This is a genomic window from Winogradskyella schleiferi, assembly GCF_013394655.1.
Taxonomy (GTDB): Bacteria; Bacteroidota; Bacteroidia; order Flavobacteriales; family Flavobacteriaceae; genus Winogradskyella; species Winogradskyella schleiferi.
Genome location: NZ_CP053351.1, coordinates 3,504,375 through 3,529,544, shown reverse-complemented (window position 1 = coordinate 3,529,544; position 25,170 = coordinate 3,504,375). Strand labels below are relative to the sequence as shown.

At 35.8% G+C, this 25,170-nt stretch carries 25 protein-coding genes; 5 read left to right on the top strand and 20 right to left on the bottom strand.

The window, feature by feature from the left end; all coding sequences use genetic code 11:
- Window position 1 precedes the first annotated feature (1 nt).
- From HM990_RS15355 to HM990_RS15275, 17 genes are all read right to left on the bottom strand, one after another.
- Window positions 2–2,965 (bottom strand): T9SS type A sorting domain-containing protein, encoded by a 2,964-nt coding sequence (locus tag HM990_RS15355; protein ID WP_178990039.1) that lies wholly within the window; start codon window positions 2,963–2,965, stop codon window positions 2–4.
- Window positions 2,966–3,108: 143 nt separating this feature from the next.
- The gene (locus tag HM990_RS15350) at window positions 3,109–3,861 is read right to left on the bottom strand and encodes an enoyl-CoA hydratase/isomerase family protein (RefSeq protein WP_178990037.1); all 753 of its coding nucleotides are present in this window, start codon (window positions 3,859–3,861) and stop codon (window positions 3,109–3,111) included.
- Window positions 3,862–3,909: 48 nt separating this feature from the next.
- On the bottom strand, window positions 3,910–4,197 hold the full coding sequence (locus HM990_RS15345; RefSeq protein WP_178990035.1) for a GIY-YIG nuclease family protein: 288 nt from the start codon (window positions 4,195–4,197) through the stop codon (window positions 3,910–3,912).
- A gap of 92 nt (window positions 4,198–4,289) precedes the next feature.
- Window positions 4,290–6,791 (bottom strand): phenylacetic acid degradation bifunctional protein PaaZ, encoded by a 2,502-nt coding sequence (paaZ, locus tag HM990_RS15340; protein ID WP_178990033.1) that lies wholly within the window; start codon window positions 6,789–6,791, stop codon window positions 4,290–4,292.
- A 49-nt stretch (window positions 6,792–6,840) separates the two neighbouring features.
- Window positions 6,841–8,052, bottom strand: a complete 1,212-nt coding sequence (locus tag HM990_RS15335) for an acetyl-CoA C-acyltransferase (protein ID WP_178990031.1) — start codon at window positions 8,050–8,052, stop codon at window positions 6,841–6,843.
- A 70-nt stretch (window positions 8,053–8,122) separates the two neighbouring features.
- Window positions 8,123–8,983, bottom strand: a complete 861-nt coding sequence (gene ypfJ / locus HM990_RS15330; protein WP_178990029.1) for a KPN_02809 family neutral zinc metallopeptidase — start codon at window positions 8,981–8,983, stop codon at window positions 8,123–8,125.
- A gap of 107 nt (window positions 8,984–9,090) precedes the next feature.
- Complete coding sequence (locus HM990_RS15325; protein WP_178990027.1) at window positions 9,091–9,501, bottom strand: hotdog fold thioesterase; 411 nt, start codon at window positions 9,499–9,501, stop codon at window positions 9,091–9,093.
- 20 nt (window positions 9,502–9,521) lie between these two features.
- On the bottom strand, window positions 9,522–9,902 hold the full coding sequence (locus HM990_RS15320; RefSeq protein ID WP_178990026.1) for a four helix bundle protein: 381 nt from the start codon (window positions 9,900–9,902) through the stop codon (window positions 9,522–9,524).
- Window positions 9,903–9,939: 37 nt separating this feature from the next.
- Window positions 9,940–11,115 (bottom strand): 3-hydroxyacyl-CoA dehydrogenase NAD-binding domain-containing protein, encoded by a 1,176-nt coding sequence (locus tag HM990_RS15315; protein ID WP_178990024.1) that lies wholly within the window; start codon window positions 11,113–11,115, stop codon window positions 9,940–9,942.
- A 74-nt stretch (window positions 11,116–11,189) separates the two neighbouring features.
- Window positions 11,190–12,125 carry a pyridoxal-phosphate dependent enzyme gene (locus tag HM990_RS15310; RefSeq protein WP_178990022.1) on the bottom strand — a complete coding sequence of 312 codons (936 nt, stop codon included), beginning with the start codon at window positions 12,123–12,125 and terminating at the stop codon, window positions 11,190–11,192.
- Between the two features lie 41 nt (window positions 12,126–12,166).
- Entirely contained in the window at window positions 12,167–12,946 is a 780-nt protein-coding gene (locus HM990_RS15305) for an enoyl-CoA hydratase-related protein (protein ID WP_178990020.1), read from the bottom strand.
- Window positions 12,947–13,023: 77 nt separating this feature from the next.
- Window positions 13,024–13,560 carry a 1,2-phenylacetyl-CoA epoxidase subunit PaaD gene (gene paaD, locus HM990_RS15300; protein WP_178990018.1) on the bottom strand — a complete coding sequence of 179 codons (537 nt, stop codon included), beginning with the start codon at window positions 13,558–13,560 and terminating at the stop codon, window positions 13,024–13,026.
- Between the two features lie 55 nt (window positions 13,561–13,615).
- Window positions 13,616–14,371 carry a 1,2-phenylacetyl-CoA epoxidase subunit PaaC gene (gene paaC, locus HM990_RS15295; protein ID WP_178990016.1) on the bottom strand — a complete coding sequence of 252 codons (756 nt, stop codon included), beginning with the start codon at window positions 14,369–14,371 and terminating at the stop codon, window positions 13,616–13,618.
- Between the two features lie 124 nt (window positions 14,372–14,495).
- Window positions 14,496–14,786 (bottom strand): 1,2-phenylacetyl-CoA epoxidase subunit PaaB, encoded by a 291-nt coding sequence (paaB, locus tag HM990_RS15290; RefSeq protein ID WP_178990014.1) that lies wholly within the window; start codon window positions 14,784–14,786, stop codon window positions 14,496–14,498.
- A 76-nt stretch (window positions 14,787–14,862) separates the two neighbouring features.
- Window positions 14,863–15,843, bottom strand: a complete 981-nt coding sequence (gene paaA, locus HM990_RS15285; protein ID WP_178990012.1) for a 1,2-phenylacetyl-CoA epoxidase subunit PaaA — start codon at window positions 15,841–15,843, stop codon at window positions 14,863–14,865.
- Window positions 15,844–16,106: 263 nt separating this feature from the next.
- The gene (locus HM990_RS15280) at window positions 16,107–17,180 is read right to left on the bottom strand and encodes an FAD-binding oxidoreductase (protein ID WP_178990010.1); all 1,074 of its coding nucleotides are present in this window, start codon (window positions 17,178–17,180) and stop codon (window positions 16,107–16,109) included.
- Between the two features lie 231 nt (window positions 17,181–17,411).
- Window positions 17,412–17,987 carry a TetR/AcrR family transcriptional regulator gene (locus HM990_RS15275; RefSeq protein WP_178990008.1) on the bottom strand — a complete coding sequence of 192 codons (576 nt, stop codon included), beginning with the start codon at window positions 17,985–17,987 and terminating at the stop codon, window positions 17,412–17,414.
- A 112-nt stretch (window positions 17,988–18,099) separates the two neighbouring features.
- On the opposite strand from HM990_RS15275, the gene HM990_RS15270 reads away from it, so the two are divergent.
- Window positions 18,100–18,411, top strand: coding sequence for a rhodanese-like domain-containing protein (locus HM990_RS15270; protein ID WP_178990006.1), 312 nt, complete (start codon window positions 18,100–18,102; stop codon window positions 18,409–18,411).
- Between the two features lie 136 nt (window positions 18,412–18,547).
- Here the strand turns inward: HM990_RS15270 and HM990_RS15265 are convergent, their stop codons facing one another.
- Window positions 18,548–19,171: a DUF4230 domain-containing protein gene (locus tag HM990_RS15265; protein WP_178990004.1), complete on the bottom strand. Its 624-nt coding sequence runs from the start codon at window positions 19,169–19,171 to the stop codon at window positions 18,548–18,550.
- Window positions 19,172–19,370: 199 nt separating this feature from the next.
- Here HM990_RS15265 and HM990_RS15260 point away from each other — a divergent pair, with 199 nt between their 5' ends.
- The 4 genes from HM990_RS15260 to HM990_RS15245 all read left to right on the top strand — a co-directional run bounded on the left by HM990_RS15260 (window position 19,371) and on the right by HM990_RS15245 (window position 23,728).
- Window positions 19,371–20,087: a hypothetical protein gene (locus HM990_RS15260; protein WP_178990002.1), complete on the top strand. Its 717-nt coding sequence runs from the start codon at window positions 19,371–19,373 to the stop codon at window positions 20,085–20,087.
- 474 nt (window positions 20,088–20,561) lie between these two features.
- Entirely contained in the window at window positions 20,562–21,296 is a 735-nt protein-coding gene (locus HM990_RS15255) for a hypothetical protein (RefSeq protein ID WP_178990000.1), read from the top strand.
- A gap of 366 nt (window positions 21,297–21,662) precedes the next feature.
- The gene (locus HM990_RS15250) at window positions 21,663–22,421 is read left to right on the top strand and encodes a hypothetical protein (RefSeq protein WP_178989998.1); all 759 of its coding nucleotides are present in this window, start codon (window positions 21,663–21,665) and stop codon (window positions 22,419–22,421) included.
- Between the two features lie 299 nt (window positions 22,422–22,720).
- Complete coding sequence (locus HM990_RS15245; RefSeq protein WP_178989996.1) at window positions 22,721–23,728, top strand: hypothetical protein; 1,008 nt, start codon at window positions 22,721–22,723, stop codon at window positions 23,726–23,728.
- 69 nt (window positions 23,729–23,797) lie between these two features.
- Here the strand turns inward: HM990_RS15245 and gldC are convergent, their stop codons facing one another.
- Window positions 23,798–24,136, bottom strand: a complete 339-nt coding sequence (gene gldC, locus HM990_RS15240; RefSeq protein ID WP_178989994.1) for a gliding motility protein GldC — start codon at window positions 24,134–24,136, stop codon at window positions 23,798–23,800.
- On the bottom strand, window positions 24,136–25,098 hold the full coding sequence (gldB, locus tag HM990_RS15235; protein WP_229719282.1) for a gliding motility lipoprotein GldB: 963 nt from the start codon (window positions 25,096–25,098) through the stop codon (window positions 24,136–24,138). Before gldB ends, gldC begins: the two co-directional genes overlap by 1 nt.
- Window positions 25,099–25,170 lie beyond the last annotated feature (72 nt).

Here is a 25,170-nt window from a genome sequence, read left to right as displayed (position 1 = left end):
GTTATTTAATAATTAACTTTCTCGTGTGATAGGTTCCATTAATCTTCATTTGTAAGATATAAGCACCAGACGACAATCCATCTGTAGAAACCAACCATTGATTATCTCTGTTTAATAACACATTGGATTTTGCATTAAGAATAACCCTTCCATTAACATTAATCAGGTTTACTTTTTCTAAGCGATAACCTTGAGAACTTAACTGGATAACAATTCTATTCCTATTCTTAGGTTGATAGACTGATAATACATCTTCAATGGCTTCGTTAATAGTTGCAGATAATGTTGAATTGTTAAACCTTAAAGAAAATCGTCCAATATATTGATTATTTGTTAAACTAATATTTGCGTCAGCTACTCTAAGGTCGTAATAGATAGCTGATGCACTATCATAAAGATAGATGTTTTGATCTTCATCCCAATTCTCCAATTCATCTAATCCTATATTATAAAGTCCTGTATCAGTAATGTCTATTACCAAGGGAATATCATCATTTAAATTTATAGATGGAATACCTTGAATACCATAATGTCCATTATTTAAGAAGAAGGCGAAATCATTAGGCAAAACTTCAAAAGATGGTCCATCATAATATTTATCAACACCATAAGAAGCAGCTGGATCTACAGTAAGTAATAATTGTCTATGACCGAAGTCAGGACTTGTCATACCAAGTCTAATTTTTGTTCTGTTATCTGGTTGAACATTCTCTGAACTAGTTGCATTCGCAGATCGAACAAATACACTTTGTGTTGGTAATTCTGAAACGTAAGCACGCTGATTATTACCAAAGGTAAAAGAACCCGTAGTGGTCGCCTCTACGAAAAAACCTTGTGCTACAGGAATGTACCTACCTGGAATCTTGACAGGAGTACCATCTCCCGAAACTTCTGGATCTGGTGAGGCAATTGAAGGAGCACCAACGCCTCCAGAAAAATTATAAGTGGCATAACCACCTTGATAACCAGAAAGTATGTGTGTATCTCCTCCGTAATGTTCCCAAAAGTAGAGTGTACCATCTAAATCTGGATTATCTAACAAAAATCGATGCGAATCAATGGCACTTGGATAAGGATTGGAAATTAGATAATTGTTATTTGCTGTTATACCCAAGGTAATATCACCATTGTTGGGTGTACCTACAAATATAAATGGTTGTGTACCTGTGGCTGTCTGCGTACCTTTCATAGTAAAGCCTTGTCCAGATGACAGAATGGTACCTGGTGTTATTTGTTCCCAGTTAGAATAATCATTAGTGAGATTTCTAAAGGCATAAAGCCATTTACTTGAAATAGTTGCTGGTGTAGAAATATCTCCTGGAATTCCATCATTTACATTAGATGCTGTAAAATTTAGTGGTCTTGGAATACCTGTTGTTCCATCATTCATTACGCTGCTGATATTATGCCCTGAATTTGCTGTTGCTCCAGGATTAGAGACAGGACTTCCCCAATAGGTATAACGATAGAGGTTAGGGTTTCCATTTCTTGTTTTTCTCAACGCTCCATTTGCACCTAAGATCAAAGCAGAGGAATTGGATTGTATGAGTTGGCCATTCTCACCTAGATCTAAAATTCCATTTAGTTCAACTTGGTAGAAAACACTAAGCCCTATATCTCCAGATACTGTAAGCGATGCGCCTGGATCAATAATTAGATTACCTGTTAAGAATGAATTAGTCTGAGTAGTATTTTCTCTTATAATTACGGAGTGTGTGGTATTGCTTGGAAACGACGTTGTGCCTGGATCGTAAGGATCCCAGTATCCAGAATCATAAACAAATTGCGGAAGTATCTCTACTTGTAAAATATTAGAGTAGTCTAAATTACCACACTGATCTTGAATTCTTCTTCTATAATATCTAGTTGTGGTAAGATCTGCTGGCGGATTGTAAGATGATCCTGTAGCACCACCAATATTGAACCAACTTGTAATACCATCATTACTATATTGCCATTGATAATTTAGACTAGCACTGTATGCTTGGCCATTTGCGACGTTTACTAAATTTCCAGGATTACCAATAATATTAAAGGTTTCTCCACCAGTCACTGATCCAGGATCGACAGAGGTAGCATTTGTAAAACTTATGTCATCTATAAAACCACGATCTAAACCCGAAGAGACACTTCCATCCTTCTCATAACGCCACTCTACGGTATTGTTACCGTAGTCTAAAGGTAGGGTTACTAATGTCCAACCAACTGTTCCACTTATTGACGTACGTTCAACACCATTCACATAAACTTTTAGAAAATCATAATTCGCCTCACTACTTACGCGCCATCTAAAACTTACTTGTGATTGACAACTTACGGTAGTTGTAAAAGAAGATGTTTGGTTATTACCTATAGTTCCTGATGCCGCACAGTCTGACCCTACAGCAGCCCAATTGCCCCTACAGCCCCAGAATGGTCTAGTTCCACCAGTAATTAAATTAGTAACATTGTATTCAGTAGCAGCTGGTAATGTTGTCATACTATAACGATATTGATAAAACACGCTCATGTTATAATCGCCAGTACCAACGGTTACAGTATTATTAATATACTGATATTCTAATGGATTAGTGAAATTGAAGTAAGAAATTTGAGATACACGGCAGTCGTCTCCACCAGTAAAAATATTTCCAGGATCATACATACATCTACTTCCAGTATCATCTTCCCAAGCATCTATTCTTGCGCGCAATTGGGTTGCGTTAGTATTATTTCTTGTTCTAAGAGCGTATGATCCCGATTGAATTACAGAACCATTATAATTTCTTTGGATACAACCAGAATAGGTCTCAGCAGTATTAACATTATCACTCAACCAGCCTTGCCAGGTATGTTCTTCAGTACCGAATTCAGTCGAACAGTTACCCGCATAAAACCTGACAATTCTAGTAGTGTAATCTATATTTTGGGCTAGACTTATAAAACAATTAATAAGAATGAAAATAATAACAAAAAAAGCTCTCATAACGTGGTGGTTAGTAATAGCTAATTTCGTAAGTAGTTATATTACAGCAAAATAGAATCGTTAGAAGGTGCGCTTTTTAGCTAAAGCACTTTTACTAAAAAAAACACACCGCTCACTAAAAAAATTTGCTAATCTGACTGTTTTTATTTAAACCCTTTTAATTTTTCTTTAGTAAAATCACTCAAAACCAATCTTCCGCTAGTTTCGGCGCGCTCTGCTAATAAGTCATCCCAATCATCTGTACCTTTCCAGAAGACTTTTTTCATTTCAAGCATAGCTTCTGTATTGTAAGTACATAAGTGTTCCGCTGTTGCCTTGACGGCGTCGTCTAAGGCTTCCGTTGTATCGAAAACATGCGTATATAAGCCTTTTTGTTTTGCGAATTCTGGTGGGTAAAATGTGTTGGCATCAATGGCGATTTGTGACATGGCACTTAATCCCATTTTACGTTCTATGGCTGGCCCAACAACAAAAGGCCCAATTCCAATATTTAATTCGCTTAGTTTGATGGATGCAAACTTAGTAGCCATACAATAATCGGTTGAAGCGGCCAATCCAACACCACCACCAACGGTTTTTCCTTGGATGCGACCAATGATGAATTTTGGACACTTTCGCATGGCGTTAATCACATTGGCGAAACCTGAAAAGAATACTTTCCCTGTAGCTGCATCGTTGATATTTATGAGTTCGTTAAAACTGGCGCCTGCGCAGAATGTTCTGTCCCCTCCACTTTTTAGTACGATGACTTTGATGTCGTCGTTTTTTCCTGCTTCGGTTATGGTTTTGGCTAGTTTGGCTAAAACATCACCTGGTAAGGAATTATGTGCAGGATGGAAGAATTCTATGTAGCCTATTTTGTTTTCAATATTTAATTTTACGTAAGGATTACTCATGTTTTTTAACGTTCCCACGAAAGTGGGAATCTTATTAATGGTTATACTTTATTTTAATTGATTATATAAATCCTTCCAATCAGGATTCATTTTTTCTATTAAATCTATTTTCCAACTTCTGTTCCATTTCTTCATCTGTATTTCACGTTTTTTAGCTTCGGATTCGGTCTTATGTTCTTCAAAATAAGCAAGTTTGTTTAAATTATATCTCGCTGAAAAAGAATTTGGATGCGCCTTTGTTTTATGTTGATATATTCTTTTCTTTAATCTAACAGTTTCTCCAGTGTACAAAACGCCATGCTTTTTGTTTGTAATAATATAGACGTAATGTTTCATAGTAACTCATAGAATTAATAATGATTTAACTAACGTATAGATTCATTAGACGAGACACCCGATTTCTCGGGTGCTTTGAACAGTTTGATTTGCTATAGCAAATCAAACTGTTCAAAATGATGATTCAGGTGCTTCCGCTCCAATAAATACGATTCATATCTGTTCAACTCACCAAATACCAAATTCTTCAATTTAGCATCTGGATATTCTTTAAAATACTCTAAATATTTTTCTCTTTGTGCTTTAAATTTTTCAATCGCTGTTTCTAAATCAGGATGTTTTAAATCATCTAATTTGTCTTTTTCCAATTGTGGAAACTGAGAGTTTTTTGGAAACTTATCATAGTTGTATAAACTCGCATGTACTTTTTCTAGAATTTTTTCTGGTGTAGCAATTTCAAAATCCTGAATGTCTCCAGAAGTAATTTTATAGGTGTATTCCAAATGTTCAATCATGTGTTGAGGTGTCATGATACCCCATTTTGGTTTGGTGTCTTCTTTAAGTTTTGAAAGTAATTCTTCTATTTTTTCTTCAGTCATTTCAGTAAAAACGTCTTGCTTTTTCTGAACCATTGTAAGTACCGTTGCAAAGGCTACTTTCTCATCATTGTTAGCATCAAAAATTTCGGCATACCATTTTACGATTCCACTTGGATGTTCTGCCGAAGCAACATCTCTATTCACTTTCTGTTTACACGTTAAACGTACGTAAATAGTATCATTGTGATACAAGGGACGCAGGAATCTACAATCTTCCAGTCCATAATTTGCAGAAACTGGTCCTTTATTTGGATAGACAAACAATCCGGCTGCAGCCGAAATTATGAAATAACCATGAGCCGTTCTTTTTTCGAAAATACTGCCGTCTAATGAGGTAATATCTGTGTGCGCATAAAAATGATCCCAAGTTAAATTGGAAAAATTGATAATGTCGGTATCGGTTAAAGTGCGCTTATGGGTTTTCATGGACATGCCTGGTTGAATGTCTTCCCAATGGTACTTAAATGGATGTTGTTCTGCTTCTTTGTATGTTGCGTTTTGTTGATAAATACCTGTAATTTCTGTTAGTGTTGTTGGCGAACCTTGAATGGCTGTACGTTGTAAATAATGTTTAATTCCACGCATGCCTCCCATTTCTTCTCCACCACCAGCACGACCTGGACCACCATGAACCAAATAGGGTAGAGGCGAACCATGACCTGTACTTTCTTTGGACATTTCGCGATTAATTACTAAGATGCGTCCGTGATGTGATGCGGCATTTATAACATAGTCTTTAGCAATTTTGTCATCGTAAGTTGCAATGGAAGATACCAAAGACCCTTTACCCATTTGTGCTAAAGTTATCGCTTCGTCTAAGTTTTTATAAGGCATAATGGTACTTACTGGACCAAATGCTTCACGTTCGTGGATGATTGTATTTTGAAATGGATGGTCTGACCTCAGTAAAATCGGGCTCATAAATGCACCTTTTGTAGCATCTGCACCAATGGTTTCAATTTTATCTAAATCGCCATACACAATTTGTGCTTCTTTAGCTAAATCATTTACCGAATCTCTAACCGCTTGCACTTGTTGCTGACTTACTAAAGAACCCATTCTGACTTCTTTCAATCTTGGGTCTCCAATAGTTACTTTATCCAATGCTTTTCCTAATTGAATTTGAACATCTTCAACCAAATTTTCAGGAACAATGATTCGTCTAATAGCCGTACATTTTTGACCGCATTTTACGGTCATTTCTTTTCTAACTTCTTTGATGAATAAATCAAATTCTGGTGTTCCAGGAACGGCATCTTCTCCTAAAATGGATGCATTAAGGGAATCAGCTTCCATCGTAAAAGGAACCGATTCTTGTATTAATCTTGGATGCGCTTTGAGCAAACGTCCTGTTTTTGCAGAACCTGTGAATGTGACGACATCTTGGGATTCTACGGTATCTAAAATGGTTTTAACCGTTCCGTTGATGATTTGTAGTGCGCCTTCGGGTAAAATTCCCGAAGCAATAATTTCCCGTGCTACGGCTTCCGCTAAATAGGACGATGAAGGTGCAGGCAACACCACAGCAGGAACACCTGCCATCCAATTAACCGCACATTTTTCTAACATGCCCCAAACCGGAAAATTAAAAGCATTGATATGAACAGCAACGCCTTTTTTTGGCACCATAATATGATGTGCCATAAAGCGTCCGCCACGAGACAAATCGATAGCCTCACCTTCGACGTGATAGGGTTGGTTAGGGAATAACTTCCTTAAAGATGCATTGGCAAATAAGTTTCCAAAACCACCTTCGATGTCTATCCAGCTATCCACTCGTGTGGCTCCAGTTCTGTAACTTAACTCATAAAAAGCTTCTTTTCTTTTGGTAAGGTAGAATGCCAATTTTTTTAGCATGCTTCCTCTTTCCTGAAAGGTCATTTTACGAAGTTTTTCGCCTCCTTTGGTTCTTCCGTAGTTTAGAATTTCGGGAATATCCAAGCCTTCAGTAGCAACGCTTGAAAATGCTTCGCCTGTTATGGCATCTAGGATTGGTGTGCCTTCTTCTTTTCCTGTGGTCCATTGTCCCTGAACGTAATGTTGAATCTTGTTCATATTTAGAAATATATAGTGGATTCCGCATCAAGTGCGGAATGACAAATCGTTATAAATTTACATTTTCTATTATCGCAGCATAACCTTGACCAACACCGATACACATAGTAACCAATGCATAGCGCTTGTTTTGTTCCTGTAACTCCAAAGCAGCAGAATAGGCAATTCTAGTTCCTGTAACACCAAGTGGATGACCTATGGCAATTGAGCCTCCATTTGGGTTAAGTCTTGGGTCGTCATCGGCAATTCCCCATGCTCGTGTACATGCTAAAGCTTGTGCGGCAAAGGCTTCGTTGAGTTCAATGATGTCCATGTCATCCATGTTTAATCCAGCTTTTTCTAAGGCTTTATTTGAAGCTTCAACAGGACCAATTCCCATTAGTCGTGGTTCTACACCAACTACAGCAGAACTTACAATTCTCGCCAAGGGGTTGAGATTGTATTTTTTTACGGCAGCCTCGGAAGCGATGATTGTAGCTGCTGCGCCATCGTTTAATCCTGATGAATTTCCAGCGGTGACGCTTCCACCTTCTTTTTTGAAAGCTGGACGTAATTTTCCTAAAACTTCTAATGAGGTGTTTGGTTTGACGAATTCGTCTTTTGAAAATAAGATAGGGTCTTTCTTGCGTTGTGGAATTTTTACGGTTACAATCTCTTTTGCTAATCGTCCATTTTCTTGCGCTTTGGTGGCTTTCATTTGACTCCAAAATGCAAATTTATCTTGATCCGTGCGTGAAATGGAATACTTTGAAACTAAGTTTTCAGCGGTATTTCCCATACCGTCTGTACCATACATCTCCTGCATTCTAGGATTGATGAAACGCCATCCGAATGTGGAGTCGTACATTTTTGAATCGCCTCCAAATCCTGTAGAAGGTTTTGCGATAACGTATGGGCCACGTGTCATGTTTTCTACGCCTCCAGAAATAAAAAGGTGACCATCTCTAGATTTTATTGCTCTGTTGGCGTGAATAATCGCTGATAAGCCAGAACTACATAAGCGGTTAACGGTTTCTCCTGGCACGGTAAAAGGCAATCCTGCCAAAAGAGAGGCCATTCTCGCTACATTACGATTGTCCTCTCCAGCTTGGTTGGCGCAACCCATAATGACATCATCATAAGCGTCTTTTGGGATGTTTGGATTTCTTTTTACGATTTCTTCTATTACTAATGCGCCCAAGTCGTCTGTTCTAACTGCAGATAATGTACCTTTGTAATTTCCTATTGGTGTTCTTATGCCGTCTATGATGTATGCTTCCATTAAAAAAATTTACGATTTTTGATTTACGATTAACGATTCCAAGCTCGACTATTATGGGGTTGTTATTTTATTAATTTAACAACGCCGAAAATGTATCGCCATTACTCATATTGCCTGTATTATAGCCTTTCATAAACCACTCCATACGTTGTTCTGATGTACCGTGGGTAAAACTATCGGAATTTACGCTGCCTCTGGTACGTCGTTGAATGGCATCATCTCCAACAGCGTTTGCGGCACTCATGGCTTCTTCGATATCTCCAGCTTGCAAATATTGTTTATTATGATGTGCCCATACACCTGCATAAAAATCCGCTTGTAACTCCTGTGCCACGGATAATTTATTGGCTTGGGTTTGGTTGCTTTGTGATTGTAACTGTCTTACTTTGCTCGATGTACCTAAAATAGTCTGGATATGATGTCCTACTTCGTGGGCTGTTACGTAGGCTATGGCGAAATCGCCACCTTTGGCTCCGAACCGTGATTTTAATTCGTCGAAAAACACAAGGTCCATATATACTTTTTGGTCACCAGGGCAATAAAAAGGACCTGAAGCAGAACTAGCGTTTCCACAAGCTGTACTGACGGCATCCGTAAATAAAACCATCTTGGGTTCCTTATAATCTCCGAGATTATTTTCCCTGAATAGGCGATTCCATATATCTTCGGTATCTGCTAAAACGGTTGCCATAAAATTACCCATCACAACTTCTTGTTCGGTTAGTTCTCGTTGTTGAACTTGTTGTGTGGTTTGGCTACCACCAACTTGCTCAATGATTGGTGCTAATTGCTGTCCGGTTTCTCCGCCAAACAATTGTAAAAGTATAACTACCACAGCGATGACGCCACCACCTGCTGCTAGTTTACCTTTGGTGCCCATGCCTCTTCGGTCTTCTAGGTTGCCGCTTTTTCTTCTACCTTGCCATTTCATAATTTGTTAGTGTTTAATTGTTAGTGTTTTTCAATTTAATACGTTTCTTTATTACTATGCATAATACTTAAGCCTTACTGAAACAATTTCAGTACAAGTTGCAGTAATTAAGTCCAGTCTTTTTGAGTGCGGTAAACCACACCTTTAAACAAAGCTACTAATTCTTCACCACGTTTGACTTCAATAATATTGAAACCTAGTTTGTTTTTCACGTTTTCAATAACCGATTCTGCTGTTAAATAATCGCCTTCTTCCAATGCTTCAATATGATTGATGCTTGTTTCAATTGAAACTGCGTATTTTCCATGGGTGTTTGCTGCAAATCCGAAGGCTGTATCTGCTAATGCGTAACTAATGCCTCCATGGGCTTTGTTCATGCTGTTGAGCATCTCTTCTCTTATGGTCATTGCTACTTTGCATCTGCCTATTTCACATTCTAGGATTTCTATTCCTAGCCACGTGCTGTAGGCGTCTTGGGATAGCATTTTATGTGGGATTTTTTCTCCTTTTAAAGGCATTAGGGATTTGGTATTAGGGATTAGTTACGCTTGTTTCTCTCTAAAATCTTTCTTCTCAGGGAAGACATCATTTTTGTTAACTCAGCTATTAGTTTTCTGATTTCTTCATCTTTTTCAAAGTTAATATAAAATCGACGTCTAGCTTTAGTACTGCAGCTCACACATTCATTTGCACTGTAAATTGAGTGATTGATATGTTTAACAAATTGGGCATCCGAACCTGGGTAAACTTCTGCAATATTTAGTGCGATTGAATCTGCGGCTCTTCTAAATTGAGATGAAAGTGCATATAATTCATGGTTTGGAAAATCTTTCACTAATAAATCAACTATTTCTCCAAAATCCATTGCTTTTTGATACACCAATAAATCTTCAAATTTAAAATGATAATTACTTTTCATACTAATTCCTTATACCAAATCCCTAACTCCCTTTTAACTAAAAAAATGTTATATCTTCTCTGTTCATTTTACGTAACAACGGACTACAACGGTATCTATCCTCATGATATTCGTCATATAATTCGTCTAATTTTTCGACACACCAATCGATGCCTTTTTCATCAGCCCAAGCCAATAATCCTTTGGGATAATTGACACCTTTAGTCATAGCGTTATCTATGTCTTCTGCTGATGCAATGTTTAAAAACAAAGCATCTGCAGCTTCATTAATTAGCATCACTAAAACACGATTGAAAATTTGTTGTCCAACCTTATTCTTTTGAGTTTCTGAAACTAGTTTAGGATGCTGAGGTATTATTTTTCCATTCTTGTCATAGGTAAAATAACCTTTTCCAGATTTTCTACCTAAATAGCCAGCTTCTGCAAAACGTTTTTGAGTGAATGCGGGTTTGTATCTCGAATCGAAATAAAATGCTGTGAAAACAGTTTCGGTTACGGTGTAATTGACATCGTTTCCTATAAAATCCATAAGTTCGAATGGTCCCATTCTGAAACCACCTATGTCTTTCATTGCTGAATCAATTGTTGCAAAGTCGGCCATGCCCTCTTCGTAAATTCTTAATGCTTCTCCGTAAAATGGTCTTGCCACCCTGTTGACAATAAATCCAGGTGTGTCTTTGGCGACTGCAACAGTTTTTTTCCAGTCTTTAATAATTTCAACGGATTTATCTAGTACTTCCTTTGAGGTTTGAATGGCTGGAATAACCTCAACCAATTTCATTAAAGGAGCTGGGTTGAAAAAATGAATTCCAATACAACGTTCTGGTTTTTGCAAAGACGCTGCAATTGATGCAATTGATAAACTTGAAGTGTTGGACGCGATGATACAATCCTCTGAAACCAAGCTTTCCAGTTCTGAAAAGACTTTTTTCTTGATGTCTAGATTTTCTATAATCGCTTCAATGGTTAAATTTGAATCTGATAAATCTATTAAGTTGTTGACATAAGAAATGTTGGATTGGATTCTGTTTTTTTCTTCAGAATCTATCCTTTCTTTTTCAATTAGACGCTTTAGAATTTTTTCAAGATTTGCTTTAGCTTTGTCCAAAGCAGTTTTATTAGTGTCGTATAGTTTTACTTTGCAACCTGAAGTGGCAGCAACTTGTGCTATGCCGCTTCCCATGGTTCCAGAGCCTATTATTCCTATGTTCATAATTTATTCTTCATTTTGAGAACACCCCTAATCCCGATAGCTATCGGGATTCAAGGGGACAATCCTTCAATTAATTAGAAGGTAAGGTTTGTTACCTCTACATTTCCGCCAGACAAAATAATGCCGACGGTTTTGTTTTTAAATTCTTCTTTAATCTTTAATACTGCGGCAAAAGGTACAGCCGATGAAGGTTCTACAATAATCTTCATACGTTCCCAAATTAATTGCATTGCCTTTATAATTTCATCTTCTTCTACACGAATTATCTTTTCGACATGTTTTTTGATAATTGGAAAGTTACGATTTCCTAAATTTGTTCGCAAGCCATCTGCAATGGTATCGGTAAATTCATTGGTTTCTATTTGACCAGAAATTAAAGAGCGATACGCATCATCTGCTTGCATGGGTTCAGCTCCAATGACTTTGCAGTTTTTTGAAAAATAACATGCAGCTAAGGCTGTTCCTGCTATTAATCCACCACCTCCAACAGGTGTTAAGATGATATCTAAATCTGGATAGTCTTCTAACAATTCAATAGTTGCTGTGCTGTTTCCATAAATCACTTCATCTTGATTGGAAGGATGTAAAAACGATGCGTCTTTTTCTGCTTTTATACGGTTTGCTGTGTCTTCTCTTGCTTTTAGGGTCGATTCGCATTCAATGATTTCGCCACCATAATTTTTGACTGCATTTTTTTTAACTTGAGGCGCGTTTTCAGGCATAACAATATAAGCCTTAATTCCAAGATTCTGAGCGGCAAGAGCAACGGCTTGGGCAAAATTTCCTGAGGAATGCGTAACGACGCCTTTTCGTTTTTCTTCTTCCGAAAGTGAAAGAATGGCGTTTATTGCGCCTCGCATTTTAAAGGCACCCATTTTTTGAAAGTTCTCACATTTGAAAAACAAATGACATCCTGCTTCTTTGTTTAATAATTGTGACGTTAATACAGGTGTTTTGTGAATAAAAGGTTTTATTCTGTTGTGTGTTTGTATGAGAATTTGTCTAATCATAAAAAGCCCCTTCTAGCTTCCCCAAAAGGGAAGAACTCTACTCAGTTTCCTTTAAAATTTGGTTTACGCTTTTCAATGAATGCAGCAACGCCTTCTTTATAGTCCTCGCTTTGAGCTGCTTCTATCTGTAACTTAGATTCTAAGGCTAGTTGGGATTCTAAATCATTGGTCATGGATTTGTTGAACAATTCCTTTATCATTCCTAATGCTTTGGTTGGCATGTTGGCTAATTTTACAGCTAGTTTGTTGACTTCTTCATCAAAATTTTCTAGTGGAATCATTTTATAGATCATGCCCATTTTTTCTGCCTCGCCTGCCGAAATTTTATCACCTAACATAGCTAAGGCTTGTGCTTTTTGAAAGCCTATTAATCGCGGAAGAAAATAGGTGCCTGCGCTATCGGGAATTAAGCCAATTAAACTAAAGGCCTGAATGAAACTCACTTTTTCATGAGCTACAACGACGTCACAAGCCAAAGCAATATTTGCACCAGCTCCTGCAGCAACACCATTAATGGCGCCAATAATTGGTTTTTTGATGTTTCGAATTCTTGTAATAATGGGGTTGTAGTGTTCTTCCAATATTTTTTTGAAACCTGGATTTGAATCTGGCGAAGTCACTTCTTTTAAATCTTGTCCTGCACAAAATGCTTTTCCGTTTCCAGTTAAAACAATCGCTCTTACATCAGCATTGTTTTCGCAATCATCTAAAATGCTTTGTAAGCGCAAGGCCATTTCACGATTGAAACTATTGAAGACTTCTGGTCGGTTTAGCGTTATGGTTGCTATTTGGTTTTCTATTTTTAGTAAGATTGAACTCATATTTATTTTTTTAACATCCCTAATCCCGATAGCTATAGGGACTCAAAGGGACAATCTTAAAATTTAACTTTTGTGTTTTACTTCAAACATTTAAAATAATCAAATGGCTCTTGACAGTCCTCACACTGAAATTGTGCTTTGCAAGCCGTGGAACCAAATTGACTTACTAATCGTGTGTTTTTTGAGCCACACTGAGGACATTTTACGATTTGCTTTCCATTCAATAATACAGCTTTATCTGCGTCTGCATCCAATGGTGCAGCAATGCCGTAATTTTCTAATGCTTGTCGCCCTCTTGGTGTAATCCAATCGGTTGTCCATGCTGGATGCAGAATTAAGTCTATTTCTGAATCATATCCTGCTTCTTTCAATGCTTTTTTAATATCATCACCAATGACATCCATTGCGGGACAGCCACTGTAGGTTGGTGTGATTTCTACTTTCACAATACCATCAACAATAATCGCGGAACGAACCACTCCCATATCCATTATGGATAGCACTGGGATTTCTGGATCTGAGACACTCGATAAAATCTCAATCAAGGCCCCATCCACCTTCTCTAAAGGGGAAGAACTCTCACTGGGACGCGGTATGTTTTTCGTTTTACTCATAATAGTTTCTTTCCTTTGGGAATCCCGATAGCTATCGAGAAAGATGGGCTTTTTATTACCATTCCATGTTAGGATACGTACGTTGCATATATTGCAATTCTGCCAATAAGTATCCTAAATGTTCAGTATGAATGCCTTTTTTTCCTCCTTTTTGGAAATATTGCGATTCTGGAATTTCCAAAGTTGCCTGTTCTAAGATTTCATTGACATTCTTGTAATAATTGTCTTTTAGTTTGGTTACATCAACGCCTATACCTTCAGAGACCATTGCTTTATCTGCTTCTGTTTGATGAAACAATTCATCTGTGTAAGTCCATAAGTCGTTTATAGCTTCTTGCATTTTAGCTTTACTTTTCGCTGTACCATCGCCTAAACGTTTGATCCAATCTGAAGAAAATCGTTCGTGATAACGGACTTCTTTTATACATTTTTTAGCTATGGCCGAAAGTGTTAAGTCTTTACTTTTCTCTAATTCTGAAAGAAATGCAAAATGGTAAACATCGAACAAGAATTGACGTGCCATGGTGTAGGCGAAATTGGTATTAGGTTGTTCTACTAATAAGACATTAACGTATTCACGCTCTTTACGAAGCATGGCAATATCGTCTTCCGTTCTTCCATCTCCAGCAATTTTTGCTGCATATTGAAAATAACTTCGAACTTGTCCGAACAAATCCAATGAAATATTTGTGCAGGCGATATCTGTTTCTAACGTTGGACCATGCCCGCATAGTTCTCCCATGCGTTGGCCTAGAATTAGGCTGTTGTCTGCGATTCCTAGAATGTAGTTGTATAGGGTTTTGTTTTTCATTTTCACTTCCCACGACAGTGGGAATCTTTTTAGTGTGACACCCCTAAAGTCCCCTCAACGGGACAATCCAGAGCATCATAGGTTTTCTTTTAATTTATGAGATTCCTGCGTTCGCATGAATTTGTCACATGTGCTTTACGTCGTCTGGTAAATCGTAAAAGGTTGGGTGACGGTAGACTTTATCTTGAGCTGGCTCAAACATTTCGCCATTGTGTTCCGGATTTGAAGCCGTTATGTTTTTGGATTCTACAACCCAAATGCTCACGCCTTCGTTTCGTCTAGTGTACACGTCTCTTGCATTTTCTAAAGCCATTTCAGCATCTGTCGCATGAAGGCTTCCACAATGTCTATGTTCTAATCCATTTTTACTTCTTACGAAGATTTCCCAAAGTGGCCAGTTTTTTTTGTCTGACATAATATATGTTTTGTTTCATCTTGTTCTCGATACAAAATTACAGAAAAAGCAATTTTACTCGAACTGACGATGAAAGTTAAATTGCTTGTTTCTCTTTTCTTTCTTGGTTCTTTTCAGCATATGCCATTGCGGCATCTCTAACCCATTCGCCTTCTTCCCATGCGCCTACTCTTGCTTTCATGCGTTCTTTGTTCATTGGACCATGACCTTTTACTACTTGCCAAAACTCATCCCAATCAATTTCCCCGAAATCGTAACTTCCTTTTTCTTCGTTCCATTTTAAATCTGGATCTGGAATTGTGAGTCCGATTAAATCGGCTTGTGGAACGGTTTGGTCTATAAATTGTTGACGTAAATCGTCATTAGACTTTCGCTTTAATTTCCATTTCATGGATTGTTCTGTGTGAATAGATTCGGCATCTGTTGGACCTAACATCATTAGGCTTGGCCACCACCAACGGTTTAAAGCGTCTTGAGCCATCTCCTTTTGTTCGGGTGTTCCGTTGGCCAATTTTATCATAATTTCATAGCCTTGACGTTGATGAAAACTTTCTTCCTTACATACACGAATCATAGCTCTAGCATATGGTCCATAAGACGTATTGCACAATGGTACTTGATTTATAATTGCTGCGCCATCTACTAACCAGCCAATAGCTCCCATATCTGCCCATGTAATGGTTGGGTAGTTGAAAATGGACGAATATTTTGCTTTTCCTGTATGCAGTTGCTCGTACATTTCATCGCGCGAAATACCTAAAGTTTCGGTTGCTGAATATAAATATAAACCGTGACCAGCTTCATCTTGCACTTTTGCCAATAACGCTACTTTTCGTCGTAATGAAGGTGCGCGCGTTATCCAATTGCCTTCGGGAAGCATACCTACAATTTCGGAATGTGCATGTTGCGACATTTGACGAATATGTGTCTTACGATATTTTTCTGGCATCCAATCTTTCGGTTCGATTTTTTCGTCTCTTGCGATACGTGCCTCGAATTGTTCTTCTAGACTTCGACTGTGCTCAGCCTCTAAATTTTTTATTTGTTCTTCACTCATTTTTTTTCTAAGCTTTTAGCTGTTGGCTTTTAGCCTTCAGCTTGTTGAACTTCTTTTTAAACCTTAGCAAATAATTAAAGGTTTCTGATATTGCCTATTGTTGGCAGACAAGTGCGTTAGGGATTGTAGCGGCTCCTTTTTTTATCAAAAAAGATATAGCGGAAAGCCCGACTCTACGAAGCTCTTTAGCGAAGTAGAGTAACGCCCAAATTATTATTAATTCTAAACCGGTCTGGTTTTGAAAACCTTACAGGATCGTTTAATTAAACGTCAAAATCGACCACGACTTTGTCTGATGTTGGTACAGATTGACAGCTTAACACTAAATTTTGCGACACTTCTTTTTCGTCTAATGCATAGTTGATTTTCATCTCTACAGCACCTTCTTTTACTTCGCATTTACAGGTGCTGCAAACGCCTCCTTTGCAGGCAAATGGCAAATCGGCTCCAGCGCCCAAGGCTGCATCTAGAATGTTGTCGTATTCTTTGGTCATAGTGAAGGAAAATTCTTTTCCGCCATCTACGATTGTTATTTTTGTGCCTTCTACATTTTGTTGTGCCAGTCGTTCTGCTCGCTTGATATCTTCATCTGAAAGGCCTTTTACGAACAGCTCAAAATGCACTAATTCTTTTGGTAAGCCTGCTTCTATTAAATAGGAGCTGACATAGTTGATCATTTTTTCTGGACCACAGAGAAATACTTCGCTGGTGTCTGGAATATCGATGAAGGTTTTTGTAAGAACTTTCATCTTGTCATCATCGAAACGTCCGTTAAACAATTCTATATCCCGTCGTTCCTTGGTTAGGAAATAATAGATTTCCAATCTTCCAAAATAGGTGTTCCGCAGTTGTTCCAATTCTTCTTTAAAGATAATGGATTTTGCGGTTTTATTGACGTAAAATAGTTTGCAAGTTGAATTTGGTTCACCTTGTAAATGTGCTTTTACCATGGATAGGACAGGTGTAATGCCACTTCCAGCCGCAAAAAATAAATAATTCTTGGCTTTTTCTGCGTTGACCTCAACACCGAAGGTTCCACTTGGCGACATCACTTCAATGTCGTCATTGGTTTTGAGCTCGTTGTTAACGTAGCTAGAAAATTTTCCGTCAGGAATTAATTTTACCGCGACCTTCCACTCATTTTCATTTGGGCTTGAACATAGTGAATATGAACGTCGCACATCTTCACCATTGATATCTGCTTTTAGTGTTAAATGTTGCCCTTGACGGAATTTGAATTCGTTCTGTAATTCTGAAGGTACATTGAAAGTGATCACCGAAGTGTCTTCGGTTTCCTTATATATGTCTGCAACTTTTAATTTGTGAAATTCTGCCATCTTGTGCCACACCTTGAGCGTGGTATCTTTTTAAATTGTACTCGGATGTCTTTTAAAACAAATTCGACTTTTAATTATACCTACAAGGTTTTGACTTCGACTAAGCTCAGTCACCAAAACGAAAGCTTGTAGGAACAGGTGACTAACACTTGTTAGTTTGCATGACAAAGTTATAAAATTAATTCTAAAGATTTTGTTAATATGTTAATTGGCTACAAATCGCGTGTAAAGTCATGATTTATTGGTAATACCATTGATAAGTATATTGCATAAGTTATCCGTTAATTCTTGAAGGTTTATAGCCTCCTTTTTTGGAATCCAGATGTAAAGTGAACGTAAGGTTGTTAAAATTGAAAACATCATAACATCTGGTTTTACATTTATGATTTCTCCAGATTTTATGCCTTTTTCGAGAATAATTTTAAAATCGTTTTCGTAATCACTTCTGAGTTTTTTGTAGTAGATTAATTGTTTTTCCAAATGCATCCAATCGTTATTTAAGGATGCCATTCCGTAACTGTTTTTACTTGAAATATGAACGTGTAATTCGATGATTTTTTTAAGCTTATCTATGCAGGATTTATTTGAAGTACTAATTTCTGTCATGCCAACTGTAAACTCTTCAGCCAATGAAATAATGATGGTATTTAAAATATCTTGTTTTGAATTGATGTGATTGTAGAGACTTGCTGCTTTGATTCCCATAGCTCTGGCTAAATCTCGCATGGTTACTGCGCTGTAGCCTTTTTCTTTAAACAGTTTGGCCGCGACTCTTATAATCTGTTGTTGACGTGTTTCTGGTTTCATAAATGTTGAAAAGCACTAAAATAGGAAGATTTCTAAGCACAATATAATTTAATGTAACTTTGGTTACGTTAGGTTCTGAAAGATTTTTTGAATTTTGACAAAAATAAATACTATGGGAATATTAAATGCTTTATTTGGAAAATCAACTGATAACGTTTCAGAATATATTGAAAAAGGGGCTGTTATTTTAGATGTTAGAACTAAAAGTGAATACCAAGGTGGACATATAAAAAACGCTAAACATATTCCTCTTCAAGAATTAGGGAATAGAATAAATGAAATTAAGAAACTCAATAAGCCTATTATTGCACATTGCGCAAGTGGAATGCGTTCTGCAAATGCCGCTAGCCTATTAAAAACTAATGGGATTGATGCCATCAATGGCGGAGGAATAGGTAGCTTGAAACGAAAAATCCTATCCTAAATCCTTTCCCAAGGAAAGGGCTTTTTGGTCTTTGTTTTGTCTATAGACATAGATTTAACGCCATTTTTTTCAATTAAATCTGCAGCTCCGTAAAATTGTAAACTTTGCAGAACTATTTTCTCAAACTTTATAAAGACTAATCCAAAATTATTTCTAAATCCTGCAGTTGATTTAAATCCTCGATAGAATTTTCATTATACTGCAACTTCCAACCTAACGAAGAGGTTAAGATAAAGAACTTGGATAACTCACTCATTAATCGGTTTTGTGCGTTGGATTTTAAATCGGAGGCTTCAATTTTTTTCATCAGCGATTTTTTTACGGTATCCTTAATATTATTATAATCTTTGGCGTCAAACTGATTTAGGAAATCGGCTTGTACGTCATAATATTCAAAATCCGGATTTATTTTTATTTCCTCTTTTGGAATACTATTAATTTGAAGTGTCTTTGTGGCTTCGTCAATATTGTATTCAATTTTACTTAAATCGTAGGTTACAGTAACATCTGCATTCACAACAACTAGAGCTTTTTTTTCGGCAGAAATTAGGTCTCCGAAAATGGCTTTAGAGTTCTTATAGCTAAATACTTCAGAAAAATGCCCTTCGGTAACGACTAATTTACCAACGTTTTTTATTTGTTCTTGGATTAAAGCACTGTGTGCTTCAATAATTATTTTATCTTCTTTTTTGTCTTCGCAGTATTTAAAAGTGAATAAAACTACTAAGGTAATTATAACACCAAACAATATTTTTCGCATAGGCTAATTTAATTATTTTAAGTTGAAATAAACTAGGATAAGCTGAAGACTTATTAATTTTTGGTCACTGTACTATTTATGAATATTAACGCCATCTAAGCACCTAAATGAATTAAGACTTGTGCTAATTGAGTTATGGTGTAGACATAATTCCGATTATCTTTGTAAGCATAATTATATCATATTCCCCGACAACATCATGATTAGAAATCTTTGCTTTTTTGTATTTACACTATTAGCTGTATATAGTTATGGACAAGACATAAGTTTTGAAAAAAATGACAATAGAGCAGCTCGAGTTCTAGACCATAGCCTAAATAAAAGTAGGGATAGTTTAATCTTTAAAAGTGAAAAAGTAATCAGCCAAGTCGATATTTTTAACAAGTACTATATGAGTAGCGTAGAAGTTAATGGCAATGAATCTAAGATTGAGGTTGCTAATTTACCTGCTGGTAGGTATGTTGTGCAAGCTAGGGTGGACCGAAAACGGATTGTTATGTATTTGGAAAAAAAGACATCTTTGGTCAAAAACCTCGAAACTGCAGATGTTAAAGTACGCAGTAATGAAAATCCTGATATTAATTTTGAGAACCAGAGTATAGAACCTAGAGAAAAATTAAAAGAACTAAGTATTAGCTATTGGGTTGTTTATGAGAAAAATATGGGATCGGGATCGTTTAAAACAATGAGTTTTAAAACCAAGCAGGAGGTAGCTAAAATGATTTCTAAGAACAAATTGGAATTGAGTACAGAGATTGCAAAGGACAATACATTGGTTGTTTACGAAGTTTATAATACTAAAAGGTTTATGCGTAAACAACTTAGAAAACCAACATACTTTAAATCATCTAAATCAAGATTTTTTAATGTTAATCCCTATTATAAATCAGAAAATTTAAATGTAGGAACCCATTAGGTCATACTTTTAAATTTTCTGATTTATAATAGGAATGGCTCTATTGAATCAAAGGTTTTATACTTAAATCTGCTCGGTCTACGCGCTCAAAATTGACTTAAATTGTTCAAAAAAATTTCAAATTTTCGCTTCAAAACGAAACGTTTAAACCACTTGATTTGTAAATTTATATAGTATCAGTAGAACATTATTACTGTTAATTTCGTCAAAATACGCAAATAAACTATGACATGCACAAATAAAGATATGCGATAACACTAATTCTTAATATCTTTGTATTCAGGTAGTTTAAGCGTTTTCTTATAGCTGAAAATTTTTATTGTTTCATTCTGGTTTTGGTTTATTTTCGTTCCATGGCTGAGTATATGGTTCTAAAAAAAAAATAGGCTATAACAGGGTGAAAAAATTGGATTTTCGCACAAAATCAAAACGTTTAAACTATTTTATATTATACTCAATGTTTTCTAAAGCACCATGATTAAAAATTTTTGCTTACTACTATTTATTCTATTTTCCAGCTTTAGTTTTGGACAGGTAGTAGTATTTCAAAAAAATGACAATAGTGACGCTCGTGAATTGGAGCATAGTCTCAATAAAAATGCAGATAGTTTAATTTTAAAGAGTGAAAAAATAATCCGACAAGTCGATATTTTTAACGAGCATTATATGCAAACCGTCATGGTCAATGGAACTGAATCTAAAATTGACGTTGGCAATTTACCAATAGGAGAATTTATTGTGCAAGCGAGACTGGGGAGAAAACGGATTATCATGTATCTCGTGAATAATGAACCTATAGAGCCAAAGGTTGAAGAACCTAAAATTGTCACTACAACGAGTAAAGTAGAACATTCAGATCATAGTTCAATATTAGGAACCAAAAAATTAACAAAAAAAAGAGACACGGTTCGGTCATTGTATTGGGTGGTATATGAAAAAAACACAACTTCTGGCACCTATAAATCTATGAGTATGGAAAATGAGGAAGAAGTCTCTCGAATGATTTCCTTGAATAAATTGGAACTAAGTACAGAAATTGCAAAGAATAATACATTGTTGGTTTATGAAGTCTATAATACCTCAAAGTTTATGCGCAAACAGCTTAGAAATGCGACCTATTTTAAATCTTCTGAATCAAATCTATTTAATGTAGTGCCATATTATGCATCTGATACATCCAAAAGCATCAATAAGCTCGTCAATAATTAAAATCTTAAGGTATTTAATTTTTGCTCACGAGTAAATTTGTACTTGTTGAGAATAAATACTTTTTTCCTTTATTACTTTCATAATTAATTCTTGCCCTTCTATATTGGTAGTTATAGAATAACGACCAACCTTTCGCAAACCGACTTCTATACATGGCAATATAACCTATTTATGAAGTTCAATTAAATCCTATTTTTTTGCTTTATATCGTACAAGAGCGTGAATTGTCTAAAAAAAACGCAACATGTCTTAAAAATAATCAGGTATAGATATATGGTCATAACTTGGTGTTAGAATAAGCAAATATGGATGTATTCTAACTTGACAATATTTGCAAACCGCCCTCAAATTTTAAAAGTAAATGTTATGATAAAGAACATCTGCACACTACTCGTCCTGCTTTCCATTGTAAATGCTTACGGTCAAAATTTTACATTGCTAAAGAACTTTAATCCGAAAGCGAAAGAATTAAAGCACAATTTAAATGCTTCTAATGATAGCTTAATTATAGGGAGTGAAACTAAAATCTTACAAGTTGACATTTTTAACGAAGATTTTGAAAAAACAATCCCAGTAGATGGATGGGCTGCACAAATCCCATTAAACGATATTCCAGAAGGCAAATTTGTTATTGAAGCTAAATTGGTTGATAAAGTTTTCATCTTTGGTATAATGCGATACGATGATCGCGTTGATAAAAACTCGAATAAAAATAATGATATAGCCGAAGGAAAAGGCATGATGTTAGACGAAAGTCTAAATGTGATAAAGAAAACTCCAAATACGAGTATAGCTTTAATTTTAAATGGTTCGAAACCAAAAAAACAGACCTCTGCAAACCAGAAATTTTATTGGGCTGTTACTAAAATTAATAATGAAAGCGGTTCTAGCAAAACCATGCAACTAGTGGATAAGAAAACTGTTGACAGAATGATTCTCAAACATAAGCTAGAGCTCAATAGTCCTTCGGGTAAACTGAACGAATTAATGGTTTGGGAAGTTTATGACACTACAAAATTTATGGAACACCAGGTTTCGAATCCAGACTTTTTCTATTCATTGACATCAGATTTATTTAATACCCAACCCTATTTTTCTACTCATAATAAAGTTGCCAACCTTTAGGGTTCACTTTCAATGCATCTTGTTTAAATGCCGCTATCTATAAGATTACATTTAAGTAATAAGTTATGAAAATCTTATTTGAACAAATAAAAGGTCTCTAAAATCAATATTAATTGCCCTTTTATACCGTATTTTTTGTGTTATAACGACCCTTAATACACATTAACCAAAAAACAAGTAGCGTGTCTGAAATATAAAACAGGATACAAAAAAGCGAATAACTTTGTCGTTAACATGTAAGCAGCCATAGTGGTTTGTTTAGTGTTCAAATTGTTTCCCAAAACAAAAACCTACTTATTATGAGACTACTGTATACACTCGCATTCGTGCTTTTGGCTTCTATAGCTTATGGTCAAAAATCTACCCTATACCAAAACGTAAATGTTAGAGCTAAAGAGCTAAAACATAACCTCAACAACACAGGAGATAACCTTATTTTAAAATGTGAACGTACCATTTATGAAGTCGTAATTTTTAATGACGATTTTGAGCGTGTTATAAAAGTTAGGGATAATGATGTGGTGATTCCAATTGCAGATGTCCCAGTGGGTAGATATATTGTTGAAGCACTTCTTAGCGACAAATTAATCGTAATTACTTTATTGAGAAATGAACCCTTCGGTTTTCGTGAAGCAGCACCTTTAATAACGGATAGTTCAGATCTTTTTGGTACAAAAACAGCTCCAAAAAAAGAGATCATTGCTGATGTTGAACCACCAAAAAGTGAAGAACCAAAATATGAAGCAGAAGTAAAAGTGGCTGTTGATACAAAGAAATCAACTTTACCTCAAAAAGAGACTTATGGGGAAGAAAGTTATATGAAAAAAATTGATTTAGCAGTCGCAGGTAAAAAAGCAACACCAGCTAAAAAAGAAATTAAACTTACTGAAAAAGAAACTATTGCTGAGAAAAAACAACCTATGATGAGCAGTTTATCTCTGTTTAAATCGAAAGCGAAAGTAACAAAAAAAACTGTTGAAGCTTCAATACCTGATATTGAATTAGCAAAATCAAATAGAATTTATAGTACCTATTGGGTAGTTTATAAAATTAATAATGGTCAGAGCTCTGAGAAAATACAAAAAATGAGTGACCAAGATGCGGTTGACCGATTGATTAAAAAGAATGAAATTGACAAGAAAACAAAAACAGGACGATTAAATGAACTTACCGTCTGGACCGTTTATGACCCAACTAAATTTGTGCAACACAAAAGAAAGAATAAAGAGGATTATATGAATATTGCTTCCGAAAGTTTTAAGATTGAACCTTATTACCAAACAGTACATGAAGCAGATAATTTATAAGTAATTGAATAATACCAACAGTAGACATATAAAAATCCCAGATTAAGTTTTAATCTGGGATTTTTTAATTTACTGTTTTTTTAATTCTAACTTTTCAGCAAAATAATCACAAAAATCTTTCATTGTAGCGGTCATTTTTTCGTCTTGTGTAGCTCTTAAAAAGGTATCACTCATAGTGACTAAGGTTTGATGAAAAAAGAGTTTCATCTCATCAACAGGCATATCTTTGGTCCATAAGTCAATCTTTAATGTTTCCTGAGCATTTCCATCCCACACCGATAACATTATGGCTTTCGCTTCTTCGTTGTTTACGCCACCATCTTGTGCAGACCAATTTAGTTTTTCTGGCACGCGGTTTTCATCGAGTTCAACGTTTAATACTATTTTCGATTTTATAACTTTAGACATTATTTTTTGGGTTTAAATTTAGCTTTGTTAAATATAATTTGTGGCTCTGTTTGCATTATGGTCATGATGTCTTCACCTGTTGTTTCAGCGTAAGCCTTTACAATTTGCCAACCTATATATTGTCCTAAACGTCCTGGAGACTCATTATCCAATTCTAAATAAAACTTAGAAAAAGGAGCATCTGCAATAAATCGGTTCGGTAATTTAGGATCTGTATCGTACAGCAATTCCTTTTCAATAAAATAGCTCCATATTTGACTTTCATTGGCTTCCGCCCATTTGATCTGAGCTTCGGAATAGCCTATTTTTTCAGCATCTGTTTTAAACGGAATCATTACATCTTTAAAGTAGAGTAACTTCCCGAAGTAGATCATTTCATCCAATAATGTTTTTCTATCGGTCTGAAAGACATATTTTTTGGCATAATTATCAGTCACATCAGATACAATTTGACTTTTACGCATATTTGCGGCGATAAACATGGGTATGTTCTGATAAAATTGGTGATCAGCTCCTAAATAATTATCTAAAGCAATGAGCACTAAAGAATCATTGACTATGGTTTTGTCTCTGTAAGCGACATCATTTGTCAATGTAATTACTCTTGGGGCAGTAAATGTTTTATCGTAATATTTTAAATGTTGGAATAAACCTTCCAATTCTTGTTTTGAAGTTTTAAAATCTGGAAACGTATTTTGGACTTCTGTTAATAATTCATGTTGTAAAGTGTCCTTCATTCTATGAATCACAATTGAATCTGGTATATGTTTGGAAAAAAAGAAGGGATATGCTTCTTTTAATTTCGGTAAATTTTCAGGTTTTGCTTCAAAAAAAGCCTTGTCAAAACGTTCAACAGTGAAATCGGTTTCAATATTTGCAATTTCTTTTGCAACTTTAGACTCTTCACTACAGGACAGAAACAGCAATCCGACAACTAATAAAACATAAAATTTAATTTGCATTTGGTAAAACATTTTTAATCCTAACACTATTGCGTTATTTTTGTTGTGCAAAGGTACACTTCTTTATAAATG